Origin of the sequence: Priestia sp. FSL R5-0597, from assembly GCF_038006305.1 — a bacterium.
Lineage (GTDB): Bacteria > Bacillota > Bacilli > Bacillales > Bacillaceae_H > Priestia > Priestia zanthoxyli.
The window spans coordinates 2,265,404-2,282,118 of the sequence record NZ_JBBOUZ010000001.1; the positions used below are offsets into that span (position 1 = coordinate 2,265,404).

Sequence of the window (16,715 nt, forward strand, 5' to 3'; positions counted from 1 at the left end):
ATCTTATCGTTTACTCTCGTAGTGTAGCGGCTTTAGCTGATTGTTTGCTAGAAGGAGACGTTCAAAAAAGCTGGCTGCTCATTGCTATATATATAGAAGAAGGCCATTCTTCAACTGACGTATATACGTTTCTGACAGAAGCGATGTATGAGATAGGGAAAAGGTGGCAAGAAAATAAAATTTCAGTCGCGGACGAGCATTTGGCTACTGCAACCTGTGACTATGTGTTAACTCGCTTTCAGCTATCACAGCATCAATTGCTTCAGCGTAATCGAGCACTTCTTTTTTGTATTGAAGGAGAAGAGCATTACTTAGGCATTAAAATGATTGCAGGACTTATGAGCGAACACGGATGGGAAGTTAAAAACTTAGGAGCAAACTTGCCGCTGCCGTTCGCTCTAAAAAGTATTGAAAGATGGGATCCTGATGTAGTATGTTTGTCCGTCTCACAAGTGCATTTGCTGCCTGATTTACAAAAATACATTGCTGAGATTGAAAGCATGTCGCAAAGTCCTCTTGTATTAGTGGGCAGCAGGCTTCTCAGCACGCATGATTTATCGGCTTCAGGATCTTCAAAAACTATATTCATTAATCATATTCAAGCTTTTAAAGACTGGCTTCTAATCAACAATAAAGAAAGTTCGACGCAAGATAAAATGTTAGTAATGGGGGAAGAAATATGATCAGTTTGCCGATTCAACACATTCCGGTTCCAATGTTTTTACTCAATAAAGACAACGAAATAATTGAATTTACACCAAGCGTCACGAAAAATTTCCCGCCTGTTCAGAACTTTTTAGATCTAGTTGATGAAGACAGCCAAGAAAAAGTAAAAAGAGCACTCCAGGGAAAGGAAGAAGTGCAAATCGAAGTAAATATGCGCACGTTTTCCAACCCGGTTGCTCTTTTTGATTTTCATTTTAAGCCTGAAGCGTACCATTCGCTGCATGCTGTTTTCTGCTATCCTATTCATGAGCATATGATGAGTGTTCAATCAACCCTTCAACAGTTTCGCTCTATACTTATGCAAGACTCACCACAAGTGAACCAAGGTTTTTCGGTCAGAGAAACAGATGTAGAAACGGCGAAAAAAATGCAGCTAGTTGATCTTCAGCGTCATTTTCGAGAAATGAAAACAAATGTGCTAACCATTCAAGACCTCCTAAGTATTATCCGCTCCGACGTAATTGAAGCAGGAAAAGGAGAGTATATTGAATTGGTCTCTACACATTTGTTTGACATTCAAGATTTAATTAATCAGGAGCTTGACTGCTTAAGACAGAAGAACAAAGTACATTAAGAAAGCGGCAATCGGATTTCTACCGTTGTTCCTTTGCCTTCTTCACTATCATACGAAATGCTTCCTTTATGATTACTAATGATTTTATGACTCACCATCAATCCTAATCCTGTTCCTTTTTCTTTTGTTGTATAGAAAGGCTCGCCAATTCGTGTTAATCGATCTTTCGGCATGCCTTTTCCTTCATCTATCACTTGGACGACTACTTGATTTGTATCTGGATCAAATTTAGATACCACTAGAATAGACCCGGGGTCATCCATCGCTTCAATAGAATTTTTCACCATGTTGATAAATACTTGTTTCATATCTTTTTCAATACAATGAACAACAGGTAATTTTTCTTCAAAATCCGTTGAAATAGTAATGTTTTTAAGAATGGCCTGTGTATGCAGCAGTGTACATACGTCTTGAAGAATTAAATTTATCTGCTTATTTTCATATTTTACGACTTCGGGTTTGGCTAGAATGAGCAGTTCGCTAATAATCAGCTCTAAGCGGTTAAACTCGGACATCATGACATCCATATATTCTTTTTTATACGTTTCTTCTTGCATCATAAGCTGTAAAAAGCCCTTTAATGATGTAAGAGGGTTTCGTATTTCATGAGCAATGCCGGCAGCCAGCTGTCCAAGTGCTGATAGCATCTCTGAATTTTTGAGCATCATTTCCGACTGTTTGCGCTGTGAAATGTCTTCACTTAAACCAATGTAATGGATGATTTCATCCTGATCATTTTTAACAGGCATTAAGGCTAACTGTTCCCAAACGGTTTCTCCGTCTTCTTGAACGTAGGAAATTTCTCCGTTCCATTTTTCTCCTCTATATACTTCATTCCAAATCTTAGGGAATCTTTTAACGCCTAGCTTTTTTGTATATAAGTCATAGAGGTGCAGCCCAAATACTTCTTGCGGCGCATGCTTTTGCTCCATGAATTTTTGATTAATGTACTTAATTTTACCTTGATGATCGGTAATAAAAATGCCCGTAGGACTGTGAGCTACTGCAAATGATGTAATAGCCAATTCTTCATTTGAACGTTTAATTTCTGTAATATTAATAAACGTAATAACTACACCGTTAATTAAATTCTCATTCGTACGATAAGGCATCATTTTCATGCTATACCATTGGTTATCGTAGCTTTGAATTTCTTTTTGAAGGGTGTTATTTGTTCTTAAAACGTGCATTGCGTCCTCGATTAGATGGTCATATCTAAAGTTATGCGAAATATGAAAGAAAGGTCTTCCGATATCTTGATGAAGAACGTTGATCACTGTTTTCGTTTCCGGCGTAAATAATTTAATATTCAGCTGCTCGTCTAAAAAGATGGTAGCAATAGTTGTACTGATTAATAAATTATCAATATCGTTGTTTAAGTCCGTTAATTCTTCAATCTTTCGCTCGTACTGGTTGTTAACACTAATTAACTCTTCATTAACAGACTGCAATTCCTCATTTGTGGACTGCAGCTCTTCGTTGGAAGCAATCAGTTCTTCGTTCGTGGACTTTAGCTCCTCATTTGCTGTTTCTAGCTCTTCAATCGTCGTTTGCAAATGCTGCTGAGTGTAATGAAGCTCTTGCTCTAAATCTACTACAAGCTCACTAATAGAGCTTGTTTGATTAAGAAACATGGGCTCTTCCTTATCAATAATGGCACTATCTGTCTGTTCATCAAACATAAGTAAGTAAAGAGAGTGATTTGTTGGAAGGGCAGATATCGTAATATTAAAACGGCGCTGCACGTTGTTTATGACAAATTCAATGTGCTGACAGCATACGCTCATACCTTGCTCTTTTACGCGTTTAATAGCTGCTCCAATGGCTAAAGAGACGTGAACGGGAACCATTTTGAAAATGGTATAATTAATCTTCCCCACAGGAACGTTAATAAGCTGAGTCGCTTCTTTTGAACAAAATATCACTTCGTTGTATTCATTTAATACAAGACATGGGCTCATAAAATGATCAATCATTGACTGATACATCTCATCCAATTTAAGGGAAGGAAGAGGCTTATAAAGTTGACTTGGCAGCGGTACGCTAGAAAAATCACCTTCATGCAAGCTGGATTTTGAAAGATTAAAAGCTCCTGTAATTTGTCGGCTGGGCTGCCCCGAACGTTTAAATATTTTCCACTTACTGTTGATAGGGCGGAACAAATCAGACAAATTTCCCGTTGTTTCACTAGGGCCTAAAAAAAGTACGCCTTCTTCTGTCAAAGAAAAATGAAAAAGAGACAGAATGCGCTGCTGCAGTTCAGCTTGGAAGTAAATCATCATATTTCGACAGCTGATTAAATCAACGTTTACAAAAGGCGAGTCTTTTCCTATATTATGCGGGGCAAAAACAATCATTTTACGGATTGTTTTTTTTACTTGATAACCACCGTGTTTTGTTTGCTCAAAATATTCATTAATCTGAGCTGCTGAGAAGGAATGAACTTCCGCTTCTTCATAAATGCCTTGACTCGCTCTTTTGATTGCATGACGATCGATGTCCGTAGCAAAGATTCGGACATCGAAATAACGGTTGATTGTTGATAAATAGTCATGAAGCAAAATAGCTAATGTATATGCTTCTTGACCAGTAGAACAACCTGCTACCCAGATGCGGATTTCATCTTCTTGGCTATGAATCTTTCTTTCAACTAATTGAGGGATGACTTGTTCTTCAATAATAGAGAATGCTTCTTTATCTCTAAGAAATTGCGTCACTCCAATCAGCAGGTCTCGCTGCAGTTCGACGATTTCTTCGGCTTCCTTACATAAATAGTCCCGGTACTCTTCCATCGTTTGAGAGGGCGGATCGAGTAAAGCCATTCTTTTTTCAAGTCGTCGCAGCACCGTGTTTTTTTTGTACATAGAGAAGTCGATGCCTGTTTTCTTCTTTATTAATGAATAAATGTATTGCAGCGTTTCTTCATTATATGTAAATTCAGTTTGGCTGACATGCGTTTGCACAAGGTCAGGCATATCAGCAGGAGAAAGAATATAATCAGCAAGGTGTGCATCAATAGCGCTTAGGGGCATATCTCTGTACTTTGCTGTGCTTTCATCTTGTACAAGTACAGTTCCGCCATACTCTCTTATCGTTTTTGCTCCTCCTGTTCCATCATTTCCTTTTCCCGATAAAATAATGGCTGTGCACCGGTGTTTTTTTGCAGCGGCCAGAGAATGAAAAAAGGCGTCAATCGGATACTTTACCTGATCATTTTCTTCATAAGGACGAAGGCGAAGAGTATGATCCACAACGGTCACATAATGATGGGGAGGATTTAAATAAATTGTGTCTTCTTGTAAAGTCATCCCGTCTTGTGTCAGTTTGATATTCATTCCTGTTTTTTTTGCTAAAAGTTCGGGCATAAAACTTTTATATTTAGAGGAAAGGTGCTGTACAATAATAAACGCCATTCCATTTGGTGAAGGCATATTAGCGAAAAACTGCTCAATAGCTTCTAACCCTCCGGCAGAAGCGCCAATTCCCACAACGTGTAAATCCTGTTTCTCTATTCCTTCTGAAGACGATGGAACTGTAGAAAACGAGTTGTTCTTCATAATAGAACCTCCAATAATGTTTCGACACTTCCTAGATTGTATGTCGTTTTGTTTATTTTAATGTCGACAGCACAGCGTGGTTTACATCAAAAGTAAATTTTTCAAAAAAAACCAAGATGCTGGTACATAGGTTCATTTTAGCAAACCTATTATATTGTTCAAATAACGTTTTCAAAATTCCTCTATTTTTCGCAAAAAAATTTTAAAGTCCAAACTATATAGTATGCCCCGATTTTCCTTATATAAACGTATTTTTATAAAAAAAATCGTTTTTTTTTGCAGAAAAAAATATTTAAAAAAGTTTTGTTTACGCTTACATACGCATAAGGTTATACGCTCAAGGAGGAAAAAAACGGTTAAATTCAACTTGACACTCTTTTTCAGCATGTTACTATAGGAACCGTTGAAAGAAACGAGAACAAAAATACGAACAAATGACAGGGGAGATTTGATGGATCAAAAACAAAAAGTTGCTTTTTTAGGTGCTGGATCAATGGCAGAAGCGATGATTTCTGGTATGGTCAATGCAAAGAAATTACCTGCTGAAAATATTATCGTAACAAATCGCAGCAATGATGCGCGACTGCACGAACTTGAAAATAGATATGGTATCAAAGCAGTAAAGCGCAGCGAGCTGAAAACAGATGACATTGACGTTTTTATTCTAGCGATGAAGCCAAAAGGCGCTGAAGAGGCATTAAACGAATTAAAGCCTCAAATCAACAAAGACCAGCTTGTCCTATCTGTTCTTGCAGGGATTTCATCTTCTTACATGGAAGAGTTATTGCATGATGAACAGCAGGTCATTCGAGTGATGCCGAATACATCAAGTATGATTCAGCAATCAGCAACGGCTATATCTCCAGGTCAATATGCTGCAATGGATGCTGTGCTAACAGCAAAAGAGCTGCTTTCTGCAATCGGAAAAGTGTACGTGATTGATGAGCCTCAAATGGACATTTTCACAGGAATTGCCGGAAGTGGACCCGCTTATTTTTATTTCCTTATGGAGCATATCGAAAAAGCAGCTAAAGAAGAAGGTCTCGATCCTGAGCTAGCACGTGAAATTGGCGCCCAAACCATTTACGGTGCAGCAAGAATGATGATGGAAAGAGATGAAACGCCGACGGAGCTTCGTGAAAATGTGACGTCTCCAAACGGTACAACAGCAGCTGGTTTAGACGCCTTAGCTAAACACGGCGGCGGAGAAGCAATGATGCAAGCAGTCAAAGGAGCATCAAAGCGTTCAAAAGAAATGAGTGCTCAACTACAAAAAGTGGCAAGTACTAATTAATTCGTCACTTATCTTCTTCGTGAATTCCTCACCACAAAAAAATAATCATAAACAAGAAAACATACAGAACACACTAGGAGTGATTTGATGAGTCCCGACAATAAGAAGCGGGTTGTAATTAAAATTGGAAGTAGTTCATTAACAAGTTCACACGGTGAAATCAGCAGACGGAAGCTCGAGCGCCTTGTGGATCAAGTCGTAGACTTAAAAGATAGCGGTCATGAAGTGCTATTGGTTTCATCAGGAGCTGTAGCTGCAGGATACCGCAAGCTTGGCTGCTTAGAGCGACCTAGCTCTTTACCTGAAAAACAAGCAGCTGCCTCAATTGGTCAAGGACTGTTAATGGAGGCTTATTCAGAACTGTTTCTATCACATGGATACGTTGCTTCTCAAATCTTAATTACGAGAGACGATTTTTCAGACGAAAATCGTTACAACAATGCACGAAATACAATTAATGTGCTGTTAGAACGTGGTATCGTACCAATTGTCAATGAAAACGACACGGTAACCATCAATCGATTAAAATTTGGCGACAATGATACACTTTCAGCTAAAGTTGCTGGACTAGTGGATTCCGACCTGCTTATTATTTTATCGGATATCGATGGCTTATACAGCGCAGACCCTCGTCAGGATCCAAATGCAAAATTAGTTCCTCACGTAGGGGAAATCACGCAAGACATCGAAGAATCTGCAGGAGATTCAGGAAGTTCAGTTGGAACAGGCGGCATGCGCTCGAAAATTGACGCGTTCAAAATCGCTATGGCGTCAGGAATTCCAGCATTTTTAGGAAGAGCTGGCGTGCCAAACATTTTAACACAAGCGGTTGACGGAGATGCAACAGGAACGTATTTTGAATCTGAAGATGATTCTGCGAACCTTAATCAGAAAAAGCAGTGGATTGCGTTTAACTCTGGTCCTGAAGGGGAAATAGTAGTCGAAGATGCCGCGAAACGTGCAATTATTGAAGATAAAGAGCCTTTACTTCGCGAGCATGTTAAATATATTAAAGGCCACTTTAGTGAACGAGCAGTTGTACGTATTCTAGATAAAGATGACAATGAGCTGGCTCTTGGCGTGACAAATTATTCATCTGATGAACTTGCACTGAATGAGCCAATTGATCAACCGATTGTTGACAGCGAAGGTCTAGTGTGTCACTTAGAAATTCCAGTACCGGTCGGTTTGTAAGCAAACATGCTGTAAAGAAAAGGAGCCCTTCCTTTTCTTTGCATGATTGCATTTACCTCTTATGCCTCACACTTTAAAATCAAACAAAACTAAAACGAATCCAGGAGTGATTTGGTGTTACAAACAAATGAAACGTATTCAGTAGAAGAACAAGCTATTTCAGCAAAAAAAGCAGCTAAGCAATTAAGTTTACTAACAACAAAGCAAAAGAACGATGCGCTGTTAACGATTGCTTCTACACTTGAAAGCAACACGGAGTATATTTTAAAAGCAAATGAAGTAGACTTAAAAAACGGGAAAGAAAAAGGTTTTGACGAAGCGCTTATGGACCGCCTTGCTCTTTCAGCGGAACGTGTAAAAGAATTTGCAAACGGCCTTCGTGAAGTTGCTGAGCTAGATGATCCAACAGGCGATATTTTATCAAGCTGGACATTGGATAACAGTCTAGATGTAAAGCAAGTACGGGTGCCTCTTGGCGTGATCGGAATGATTTATGAAGCACGTCCAAACGTAACGGTAGATGCAACAGGGCTAGCGTTGAAATCTGGAAATGCTATTGTGTTAAAAGGCGGCTCTTCAGCTATTTCATCTAACCAAGCTATCGTGGACATTATTCATAAAGCTCTTGATGAAACGCCAATTCCTAAAGAAGCGGTACAGTTTATTTCAAGTACAGATCGTGCGGCTACGCAAGAATTATTTACAATGAAAGAGCATATTGACGTGCTGATTCCGCGCGGAGGGGCTTCATTGATTCAAGCGGTCGTCAATAACGCAACCGTTCCCGTGTTAGAAACGGGAGTCGGAAACTGCCATATTTACATCGATGAAAAAGCTGACGTTAAGAAGGCCATTCCGATTTTAATTAATGCAAAAACAGATCGACCAGCGGTGTGTAACGCAGCAGAAACGGTTCTTGTACACAAAAACTGGCTCGATTCTCATAAAGATGAATTGATTCAAGCATTCAACGATCATAGTATTGAAGTATATGGTGACAAAGCGACAGTAGGTGAAATTCCTGGAGCAAAACCAGCGGCTGAAAAAGACTGGGCTGAAGAGTATTTACGCTTAGCAATTGCGATGAAAGTAGTAGAGAGTGTGGATGAAGCGATTGACCATATCGAAACATATGGAACAAAACACTCCGAAGCCATCATTTCAGAAGATGAACAAGCCGTTTCACGCTTTATGTCATTAGTTGATGCAGCCGCACTGTATCATAATGCATCTACGCGCTTTACTGACGGAGGAGCTTTAGGATTTGGAGCTGAAATTGGGATTTCAACTCAAAAGCTTCATGCACGTGGTCCAATGGGACTTCCTGCACTTACGACAATTAAATATATTATGAGTGGAAACGGACAAACTCGATAAGAAATCAAAAGCGAGCCTAATCATGTGCTCGCTTTTTTTTTATGAAAAGCAAAACAAGTAAATGGAAGCTGATTTGTAAAAAAATATAAACTCTGTTATAATAGTAAAATATATAATTTTTGTGATCTTCATTTTTGTTCTTTTCAGACTATCCCGTTGTTTTAAGAAAAGCAACTGCTACCTGCTTTGTTATAACTTCATTTTTATTTTAGTCTTTCAAGACGCCGTATTATTCCTCAAAGATTGATTTACGGATGTATAGTATCACTTTATCTTGCACCATTTACCGCATTTACACGCTAAGTTAATCTTCATTTATTATCCACTTAAAAAGTACTGTTTAAAGGAGACGATGTGTATGTATAATCGTAAAAATTTAGAGCCGGCTGTTATTGAAGAAACAAAAGTTTGGGAATGTACATCAGATACGTGTAATTGTTGGGTTCGAGATAACTTTAAAAGCGGAGATCAGCCAACTTGTCCAATTTGCAAAAGCGAAATGAAGCAAGCTGTAAAAGAGCTGCAGGTTATTCATAATCCTAGAGTCATTGATTAATAACTTTTAGGAAGACGTTTTTTGAAAGGGGTTTGTGGATGTTTCTGGGAATTGATCATGTTCAGCTTCTTGGTCCAGAAGGATGCGAGCAAGAAGCAAGAAATTTTTATGAAAATCTTTTAGGAATGAAAACTGTTCTTAAGCCGGAAAATTTAAGGCACAGAGGCGGCATATGGTTTCAATGTGGGACTCAAGAAGTGCATATCAGTATTCAAGATGACTACATACCTGCTAAAAAAGCGCATCCAGCTTTTGTCGTGGAAGATATCAAGACGCTTAGACGTAAATTGGCACATTCGGGCTGCGTTCTTTCTGAAGAAGAGCCTATTGCAGGGAGAGAGCGTTTTTTTGTCCATGACCCGTTTGGAAATCGATTAGAATTTTTACAATATGACAAATAAAAGACCTCCAAGCGGAGGTCTTTTATTTTAGGGCTTTATCTAAATAGGTATATACCGTTTCTTTGCTAATTAATACTTCGTTCTCTCGGTCTTTATCTTTTTGCCATTTTTCTCGCGCTTTTGCTAATACTTCTTCGGCTTGCTCCTTGGGAATGACAATCACTCCACCGTCATCACCTGCAATAAAGTCTCCAGGACGGATTTTTACGCCCCCGCAGGAAATGATCTCGTTTACCTTTCCTTTTTCTTTTTTGCTGCTTGCTGCGATCGTAGAGCCCTTACAAAATACGGGGAAATCGAGCTTTTCGATGTCTTCTTGATCTCGTATAACCCCATCTAGTACAATACCGCTTATTCCAACAAGCTTCGCCATGGCTACTACGAAATCTCCTGCTAAGGCACGGTTACAGTAGCTTTTACCATCAATAACGAGCACACTTCCCGGCTCCGCTAGTCGAATCGCTTCAAGCACTGAGTAATTATTGCCAGCGGGCGTATCTACGGTAAGAGCCGGCCCGAATAGTTTGTAATGACGCTGCAAGGGCTTAATAGAAAAGTCTAAGTGGTTGGCACCTTCCATTGCATCTGATAAATTTGCTGTTGATAATGGGAGCTGTTCATTCAACATCATATCTCTCCTTTGTAACTTTAGTTTATCTATACATATTCATATAAGAGAAAGCTCTTATTTATGAAAGGGGGAGTAGATAACATTTGACTACGAATCGACTACAAACGTGCAATATTAAAACTTTTCGTATTCAATTTTTTATGCCATTTACTATATTTTTGAGACGCTGTTTCCTGTATGACATTCGTCATTTAAACTCATATCTCCTTTATTACCAATAGGAGCGAAGGGAGCGTATAAAGGTATTTTTAAAAGAGGGGACTTGCTACAGAACTCTGTGAAAGTAATATGCTGGGCGAAGTGTAAAATAAGCGTTAACGAAGATGAAGAGTCTTTGTTAGTTTTATAAATTTCACTGATGTGTACATAAAAGGGTCTTATATCCATATGAAACGCGTCTAAATGTTTAATCCTGTGAACATTTAATGGAGCTTTATGCATTTTTATATAAAAAAGTGAAACCTTTTGGTATGATGAAACGTAGGAACATATATGGAAATCATATATGAAAAAACATATGTGACGTTAGTCATTTAGTGGAGGGAAAGCAATGGTAAAAAAATTATTGGCCGCATTTATCGCATTAGCGGTTGTGTTTTCACCAGTCGGTGGATCACTTATTCATGACGGTTCAAACGTAGCAAGTGCAAAAGGGTATAAATCAGGAAAGCGCTCTTTTGACAGCGGAAGCAATAACCAATCAAGCTTATTTAAAAACAATAACAGTAATTCGGTTAAGCAAAACAATACGTCTAAAAACTCATCATCTAAAAGTACAGCAGCTGGTTCAAAGCGCGGCGGCTTAATGAAAGGTCTTTTAATGGGAGGAATTGCGGGCTTATTATTTGGAAGCTTATTATCTAGCTTAGGACCATTAGGCCCAATTTTAGGCTTTATGGTAAATATGCTTGTGATTGTAGCTTTAATTCTTCTTGTAGTAAAGTTATTCCAAAGCGTACGTAGCAACAAGCGTAAAAATGAGGAAGTGAAATCTTGGAGACAATAAAAATTTCTGAACAAGATATTATCAATGCGATGTGTTTGTATATCGCAGAAAAAAAACAAGTTCAGCCTCAAGAAGTAGAGATTGAGCTAATGTATGATGATGACTACGGTTTTTCAGCAGAGTCATACGTGCATGATCGTAAACAGGTTCATATTACTTTGAACATTATCGAAGCCCTGCGCTATTGGCTGGATACGGAAATGAACGTAGACCCATACGCAGCAGGACTAGAACTGGAATTAGACGATGAAGAAGGCATTATCGCTTTTGCTAAATTAAGTCGATAAAGAAATCTTCAATGAAAAACCCGCTCACTTGAGCGGGTTTTTTTATCATGATTTTACCTGTTCGTTGGAACTGGACTTATCGCTTTTTTTAGTGAAAAACCACCAGTTGGCATCTCCAAGCAATTTCATAAGAGAAGGGACAAGAAGCATTCTGACAATCGTTGCATCGATAAATATAGCTAAGGCAATTCCTACACCCATTTGTTTAACAGGCGTTACGTCTGTAAAAGCAAAGGCTCCTGTAATGACAATCATGATTAAAGCAGCGCTCGTAATGATTTTACTAGTGGAAGCTAGGCCTTCTACCGTTGCTACATTGTTATCCTTCGTTTGATGATACACTTCGTGAATGCGTGAAATCAAAAAGACTTCGTAGTCCATGCTAAGCCCAAATACAAGGCCGAAAACAAAGACCGGCAGCACTAAAGCGATATTGGATTGGGTAAGACCTAGATGTCCATTTTGAAACAGCCATACAAGTAAACCAAACGTAGCTGTTAAGCTTAAAATATTCATAATGATAGCTTTTAAAGGAATCAGGACGGAACGAAAAGCAATCATTAAAATGACATACGTTGAAAATAAAACAAGAGCCAGGCCATAAGGCGCCTTTTTATAAATTTCATCAAATATTTCTTGTTCGAATTTTGGATAGCCGCCAATATGAACGGTGAAAGGTGAACGTTTCTCTTTCCATTTTCGAACAAAATCTTTTGCTTGATCTGAATTTTGGTCTGTATCTAGCGTAGCTTTTATGAGCATATAATGTTCGTTAATAAACGAATCTACAGCTGGCTTTGTCTGCGCGCTTATCTGCGGGTTGTTCAGCATAGCTTGAAGCTGATCACTGGATTTTACGTTTAAAGCGGTAGAAATAGAATCAACTTGCTTAACTAACGAATCTTCTTTTAATTGTTTTATAAAAGTAAAGGCATTTGTTAAAGGCTTTTCCTTCAGCATATCTTGCTTAGCTTCTAACACAAAATAAACGTCTGCCGTGTTTTTATTTATAAACGTATCGTTATACGTGTCAAAAGCTTGACGAGACTCGTATTTTGTCGGCAGCGCTTCTGAAGACGGTATTTCTAGATGCATGTCTCGAACGGGAATAAGTGCTACTAGCAGAATAATAAGAGAAACAATCGTCATAGCTACAGGCTTTTTCATGACAAATGTAGCGAATGAACGCCACCTAGACTGACCGCCTTGTTCACTGACTTTTAAGATGCGTAAACGATTGATGCGTGTACCTAGTATAGCCAGTATGGAAGGAAGCAGCGTAAGAGCTGAAAACACAGCAATAAAAACAACAGCCATTCCTCCAAGAGCGACGTTTTGAAAAATATCAACTTGAATAAACAGCATTCCCGCTAATCCAATAAATACGCATAATCCGGAGAAGATGACCGAGCGTCCCGCTGTTTGAATGGTGATTTTGATTGCTTGTTCTACCGATTTTGTTTGAATTTCTTCTTTAAAGCGATTAATAAATAAAAGGGCAAAGTCAATACTAAGAGCTAATCCAATCATTGGAATCACGTTTAAAATGAAGATGGACAGCTCTGTGTACGGATGAAAGAAATAGACAACGCCCATGGTGGTAACGACGGTTACAATTCCTATCATAAGAGGAATTGCAGCGGCTACCACGCCGCCAAAAGCTAGAAGAAGCACAACTAAAGCAACAGGAATACCAATGGCTTCTGCTTTTGCTAAATCTGCTTGGCTTGCTGTATTCATATCTTTTTCAATAATAGGACCACCGGTTAATTTTACACTAACTTCTTTTTCTTCAGATGAAAGAGTTCTGATCTTTTCCACTCGTTTATCCATCGTTCCATCATCGTGATTAAAGTGGATAATTCCATACGCTGTGCTTCCTTTTATCATCTTGTTAGAAGCCGTTGGTATGTCAACTTTCGACGCGTCTGATTTGTCCTTTGCTTTTTGCATATACTGAGCGATCGTTTGCTGGAATTTCGAGTCAGAAACTCCGTCTTTTTTTTCAAACAAAACGATGATCTGAGCTTCGCTAACATCAAATTTATTAACTAAAAGCTGCTCGGTATCTTTATACATTCCTTTCATTTCAAATCCGTTTCCTCCAAGCACAGAAGGAAGCTTAGCCGCATAAAAGCCAAATCCGACAATTAGGATGACCCACAGTAGTAATAAAATTTTTCTGCCCGCATATAATGCGTTCGCTATTTTATTCATATTAACCTCCAATTTTTTGTACAGTTACTAGACTATTTTATACTAACAGTTATTGTAATTAGAAGAAGTATTGTGTTTTTTTGTTTTTCTTGCCTGAAAAAGCTTTTCAGATAGATGCGCAGGGGTGTTTCCTTAGCAAAATCGTGTTTATGTTTCAGGAGATTTAGGGAACACTGTACATAAATGCACGAAGGGGGATTTAAAAAGATGCAAATGAAACAGCCAGCTAAAATGACGAATAGTTATGGATGTAAAAATGAGTATGATACATTAAAACGTGTGGTCGTTTGTCCACCTACATATATGAAAATTGAAGAAATTATTAATGAAACACAAAAGCATTATGCGGACGAAAACATTGATGAGAGCTTAGCTTCAAAGCAGCACCGTCAATTTGTCGAATGTCTTCAAAAAGAAGGGATTGAAGTCATCGGACTATCTGCACAAGAGCCATTTCCAGAACAAGTATTTACACGGGATATTGGCTATACGCTCGGAGATACCGTTATTGTCACGAAAATGGGCAGCGAAATTCGAAGCGGAGAAGAACAAGTGCTAGCCGATTGGCTGCAGCAGCAAGGTATTCCTTTCCATCAGGTACCGGACCACTCCATTGAAGGTGGAGATGTGCTGATTGATGGACAAGCTATTTTTATTGCACTCAGCGACCGTACAAGTAAAGAAGGCGTGGAGCATATCCAAGAGCTGCTTCCAGCGTATGAGGTTGTTCCGATTCCTATTGATCGGTCTTATCTTCATCTTGATTGTGTGTTAAATATTTTATCACCTACAGAAGCGCTTGTATTTTCACCCGCTTTACATGAGAAAGAATTAAATTTACTTCGCATGAAATATGACTTAATTGAAGTAACAAAAGAAGAGCAGTTTACGATGGGAACCAATGTATTATCCATCGGTAATCAACGGGTGATCAGTCTGCCAATAAATACAGAAGTGAATGAAGAGTTAAGGAAACGAGGCTATAAAGTGATTGAAGTTGATATATCTGAAATTATTAAGTCCGGCGGTTCTTTCCGCTGCTGCACAATGCCTCTTGAACGAGTGTAGAAAAGCTTAAAAAGAAAAAAAGATCTCGGCGATAGCCAGGGATCTTTTTTTTTGAAGGATGTTGTATAAAATTTCAAGTGAAAGGAACATTAACCTATATAAGCTGTTGAAGGAAAGGAGTGATAAACATGGCAAATCGTAATCCTATTTTAGTTCAAGGTGCTGAACAGCTTCTTGATCAGTTAAAAACGGAAATCGCGGGAAGACTTAACGTTCAGCTTGGCGCTGAGCAGACGGCTCGTGCAAATGGTTCTGTTGGTGGAGAAATGACGAAGCATCTTGTTGCAATGGCGCAGCAGCAATTAAGCGGTGCACAAGGACACATTCGCTAGTCTGCTCTACATAAATACTTTGATGAAAAGTTCTGGCTCTTTTGAGCCGGAACTTTTTTTGTGTAGGAAACATCATTCTACTTTCTCATGGTCGCTTGATTTGAGATTTTGCTCGAAATTCTCCACTTTCAAGGTTGAAAAGTGCATAAAATGGGAAAAGAACAAAAAAAGAGAAAGTAGAGGTTTATCATGAAAAAGCTATTATCATTCGGAAAAAGTCTTGGTAAAGAAATTCAAGAAGACCAAGCAACGGGACTAGCGGCTGAGCAAGCCTATTATTATATGCTATCATTATTCCCTATGCTTATTTTACTGATATCGATTGTTCCGTATCTATCTATTAAACCGGCAGAGGCAATCGATCTTCTTCAAAGCGTTATGCCGGGAGAAACGGCTGCAATCTTTAAGGATAACGTAGCTCAATTTGTAAGCCAACCAAACGGCGGGTTACTGACTGTAGGGATTTTAGGAACCATTTGGTCCGCTTCAAACGGTATGAACGCCTTTATTCGTGCAATGAACCAAGCCTACGACGTGAAAGAACAGCGCTCGTTTATTAAAGTAAGAGGCTTGTCCATTCTTTTAACAATTGGATTAATTGTAACAATTGTTGTATCGCTTCTTTTACCAGTGTTCGGAGGGGTTTTGTTAAATTGGATAAGCGAATGGTTTTCTCTTCCTTCAGGTACAACAGTGGTTTTAAATATTCTGCGCTGGATTGTTGGTGTCGGCATTATGGTACTTGTTTTATCCGTATTATACAGATTAGCGCCAAACAAAACATTTCCTTTTGCTCACGTATGGCCCGGAGCACTCGCTGCTACGCTGCTATGGCAGCTGACATCTTTAGGGTTCTCATTTTACGTAAGCAACTTTGGCAATTATTCTGCTACTTATGGAAGCTTAGGAGGCGTAATTGTTCTGATGCTTTGGCTATTTTTAACGGGGTTAATTCTCGTCATTGGAGGAGAGATTAATGCTATCTATCACCGAAACAAAACGGCTGCACCTCCTAAAGATACGTCTCAGGCGATGTAATAAAAAAGGAAACCTTTATAAAGGTTTCCTTTTTTAACGTTTAAAGCTATTAACAAGCTGTTTAAATGAGTTGGCTGTATATTTGACCGAATCTTTTTTGTACTGTATATCCGTTTTAATCGCTGCTTGTGTTACTTTTAAATGGTTTGTTTTTTCTTTAATATGATCAGTTTCGTTTTGAAGATGTTGAGAAGTGGCATTTACAGAGTTCACAGTTGGCTTGATTTTTTTATTAAATGATACGCCTGCGTAAATAAGATACGCAAGTGATGCCAAAACAACAGCTAAGCTTATATAAACAATAATCATCATTGTGCCTCCTTTGTACGTATTTATATTTATATAGGTGAGAATAAAATATATACGAATATCATCCTCTTTATTTAATTGTTATACCCATTTTTAATTAAAACAAACAAAAGCCTGCCGAGAAGACAATATATTGGATTTTTTCTGA

At 38.5% G+C, this 16,715-nt stretch carries 16 protein-coding genes; 12 read left to right on the plus strand and 4 right to left on the minus strand.

Features of this window, described 5'->3' with window-relative positions:
• Window positions 1-5 precede the first annotated feature (5 nt).
• Together MKX72_RS11510 and MKX72_RS11515 are read left to right on the plus strand one after the other, a co-directional pair.
• Window positions 6-683: a cobalamin B12-binding domain-containing protein gene (locus MKX72_RS11510; RefSeq protein WP_255256867.1), complete on the plus strand. Its 678-nt coding sequence runs from the start codon at window positions 6-8 to the stop codon at window positions 681-683.
• Window positions 680-1,300, plus strand: coding sequence for a hypothetical protein (locus MKX72_RS11515; protein ID WP_033578942.1), 621 nt, complete (start codon window positions 680-682; stop codon window positions 1,298-1,300). Before MKX72_RS11510 ends, MKX72_RS11515 begins: the two co-directional genes overlap by 4 nt.
• Here the strand turns inward: MKX72_RS11515 and MKX72_RS11520 are convergent.
• Complete coding sequence (locus MKX72_RS11520; protein ID WP_028413400.1) at window positions 1,297-4,857, minus strand: CheR family methyltransferase; 3,561 nt, start codon at window positions 4,855-4,857, stop codon at window positions 1,297-1,299. The two genes, MKX72_RS11515 and MKX72_RS11520, sit on opposite strands and share 4 nt — an antisense overlap.
• 451 nt (window positions 4,858-5,308) lie before the next feature.
• Here MKX72_RS11520 and proC point away from each other — a divergent pair, with 451 nt between their 5' ends.
• From proC to MKX72_RS11545, 5 genes are all read left to right on the plus strand, one after another.
• The gene (proC, locus tag MKX72_RS11525) at window positions 5,309-6,151 is read left to right on the plus strand and encodes a pyrroline-5-carboxylate reductase (RefSeq protein WP_028413399.1); all 843 of its coding nucleotides are present in this window, start codon (window positions 5,309-5,311) and stop codon (window positions 6,149-6,151) included.
• 87 nt (window positions 6,152-6,238) lie between these two features.
• On the plus strand, window positions 6,239-7,345 hold the full coding sequence (gene proB / locus MKX72_RS11530; protein ID WP_028413398.1) for a glutamate 5-kinase: 1,107 nt from the start codon (window positions 6,239-6,241) through the stop codon (window positions 7,343-7,345).
• A 114-nt stretch (window positions 7,346-7,459) separates the two neighbouring features.
• Window positions 7,460-8,722, plus strand: a complete 1,263-nt coding sequence (locus MKX72_RS11535) for a glutamate-5-semialdehyde dehydrogenase (RefSeq protein ID WP_155008120.1) — start codon at window positions 7,460-7,462, stop codon at window positions 8,720-8,722.
• A 358-nt stretch (window positions 8,723-9,080) separates the two neighbouring features.
• Window positions 9,081-9,278 carry a cold-shock protein gene (locus MKX72_RS11540; protein WP_013056990.1) on the plus strand — a complete coding sequence of 66 codons (198 nt, stop codon included), beginning with the start codon at window positions 9,081-9,083 and terminating at the stop codon, window positions 9,276-9,278.
• A 38-nt stretch (window positions 9,279-9,316) separates the two neighbouring features.
• Entirely contained in the window at window positions 9,317-9,679 is a 363-nt protein-coding gene (locus MKX72_RS11545; protein ID WP_013056991.1) for a VOC family protein, read from the plus strand.
• Window positions 9,680-9,701: 22 nt separating this feature from the next.
• Here MKX72_RS11545 and MKX72_RS11550 read toward each other — a convergent pair whose 3' ends face one another.
• Entirely contained in the window at window positions 9,702-10,307 is a 606-nt protein-coding gene (locus MKX72_RS11550; RefSeq protein ID WP_034266024.1) for an RraA family protein, read from the minus strand.
• 553 nt (window positions 10,308-10,860) lie between these two features.
• On the opposite strand from MKX72_RS11550, the gene MKX72_RS11555 reads away from it, so the two are divergent.
• Window positions 10,861-11,316 carry a hypothetical protein gene (locus MKX72_RS11555; RefSeq protein WP_033578944.1) on the plus strand — a complete coding sequence of 152 codons (456 nt, stop codon included), beginning with the start codon at window positions 10,861-10,863 and terminating at the stop codon, window positions 11,314-11,316.
• Window positions 11,304-11,603 carry a YxcD family protein gene (locus MKX72_RS11560; protein ID WP_014460159.1) on the plus strand — a complete coding sequence of 100 codons (300 nt, stop codon included), beginning with the start codon at window positions 11,304-11,306 and terminating at the stop codon, window positions 11,601-11,603. The genes MKX72_RS11555 and MKX72_RS11560 overlap by 13 nt, the downstream gene beginning before the upstream one ends.
• A gap of 45 nt (window positions 11,604-11,648) precedes the next feature.
• Here the strand turns inward: MKX72_RS11560 and MKX72_RS11565 are convergent, their stop codons facing one another.
• Window positions 11,649-13,820 carry an MMPL family transporter gene (locus MKX72_RS11565; RefSeq protein WP_154991361.1) on the minus strand — a complete coding sequence of 724 codons (2,172 nt, stop codon included), beginning with the start codon at window positions 13,818-13,820 and terminating at the stop codon, window positions 11,649-11,651.
• 207 nt (window positions 13,821-14,027) lie between these two features.
• Here MKX72_RS11565 and MKX72_RS11570 point away from each other — a divergent pair, with 207 nt between their 5' ends.
• The 3 genes from MKX72_RS11570 to MKX72_RS11580 all read left to right on the plus strand — a co-directional run bounded on the left by MKX72_RS11570 (window position 14,028) and on the right by MKX72_RS11580 (window position 16,258).
• The gene (locus MKX72_RS11570; protein ID WP_034266049.1) at window positions 14,028-14,888 is read left to right on the plus strand and encodes a dimethylarginine dimethylaminohydrolase family protein; all 861 of its coding nucleotides are present in this window, start codon (window positions 14,028-14,030) and stop codon (window positions 14,886-14,888) included.
• 128 nt (window positions 14,889-15,016) lie between these two features.
• The gene (locus MKX72_RS11575) at window positions 15,017-15,220 is read left to right on the plus strand and encodes an alpha/beta-type small acid-soluble spore protein (RefSeq protein WP_013056997.1); all 204 of its coding nucleotides are present in this window, start codon (window positions 15,017-15,019) and stop codon (window positions 15,218-15,220) included.
• Between the two features lie 189 nt (window positions 15,221-15,409).
• Window positions 15,410-16,258, plus strand: coding sequence for a YihY/virulence factor BrkB family protein (locus MKX72_RS11580; RefSeq protein WP_033578946.1), 849 nt, complete (start codon window positions 15,410-15,412; stop codon window positions 16,256-16,258).
• 33 nt (window positions 16,259-16,291) lie between these two features.
• Here MKX72_RS11580 and MKX72_RS11585 read toward each other — a convergent pair whose 3' ends face one another.
• Entirely contained in the window at window positions 16,292-16,567 is a 276-nt protein-coding gene (locus MKX72_RS11585) for a hypothetical protein (RefSeq protein WP_034266052.1), read from the minus strand.
• Between the last annotated feature and the right edge of the window lie 148 nt (window positions 16,568-16,715).

Bases quoted from the DNA above. Each gene is read 5' to 3' on its own strand.
- MKX72_RS11580 (WP_033578946.1), top strand. From the start codon at position 15,410: ATGAAAAAGCTATTATCATTCGGAAAAAGTCTTGGTAAAGAAATTCAA.
- MKX72_RS11565 (WP_154991361.1), bottom strand. From the start codon at position 13,820: ATGAATAAAATAGCGAACGCATTATATGCGGGCAGAAAAATTTTATTA.
- MKX72_RS11555 (WP_033578944.1), top strand. From the start codon at position 10,861: ATGGTAAAAAAATTATTGGCCGCATTTATCGCATTAGCGGTTGTGTTT.
- MKX72_RS11570 (WP_034266049.1), top strand. From the start codon at position 14,028: ATGCAAATGAAACAGCCAGCTAAAATGACGAATAGTTATGGATGTAAA.
- MKX72_RS11515 (WP_033578942.1), top strand. From the start codon at position 680: ATGATCAGTTTGCCGATTCAACACATTCCGGTTCCAATGTTTTTACTC.
- MKX72_RS11575 (WP_013056997.1), top strand. From the start codon at position 15,017: ATGGCAAATCGTAATCCTATTTTAGTTCAAGGTGCTGAACAGCTTCTT.
- MKX72_RS11585 (WP_034266052.1), bottom strand. From the start codon at position 16,567: ATGATTATTGTTTATATAAGCTTAGCTGTTGTTTTGGCATCACTTGCG.
- MKX72_RS11550 (WP_034266024.1), bottom strand. From the start codon at position 10,307: ATGTTGAATGAACAGCTCCCATTATCAACAGCAAATTTATCAGATGCA.
- proC (WP_028413399.1), top strand. From the start codon at position 5,309: ATGGATCAAAAACAAAAAGTTGCTTTTTTAGGTGCTGGATCAATGGCA.
- proB (WP_028413398.1), top strand. From the start codon at position 6,239: ATGAGTCCCGACAATAAGAAGCGGGTTGTAATTAAAATTGGAAGTAGT.
- MKX72_RS11520 (WP_028413400.1), bottom strand. From the start codon at position 4,857: ATGAAGAACAACTCGTTTTCTACAGTTCCATCGTCTTCAGAAGGAATA.
- MKX72_RS11545 (WP_013056991.1), top strand. From the start codon at position 9,317: ATGTTTCTGGGAATTGATCATGTTCAGCTTCTTGGTCCAGAAGGATGC.
- MKX72_RS11540 (WP_013056990.1), top strand. From the start codon at position 9,081: ATGTATAATCGTAAAAATTTAGAGCCGGCTGTTATTGAAGAAACAAAA.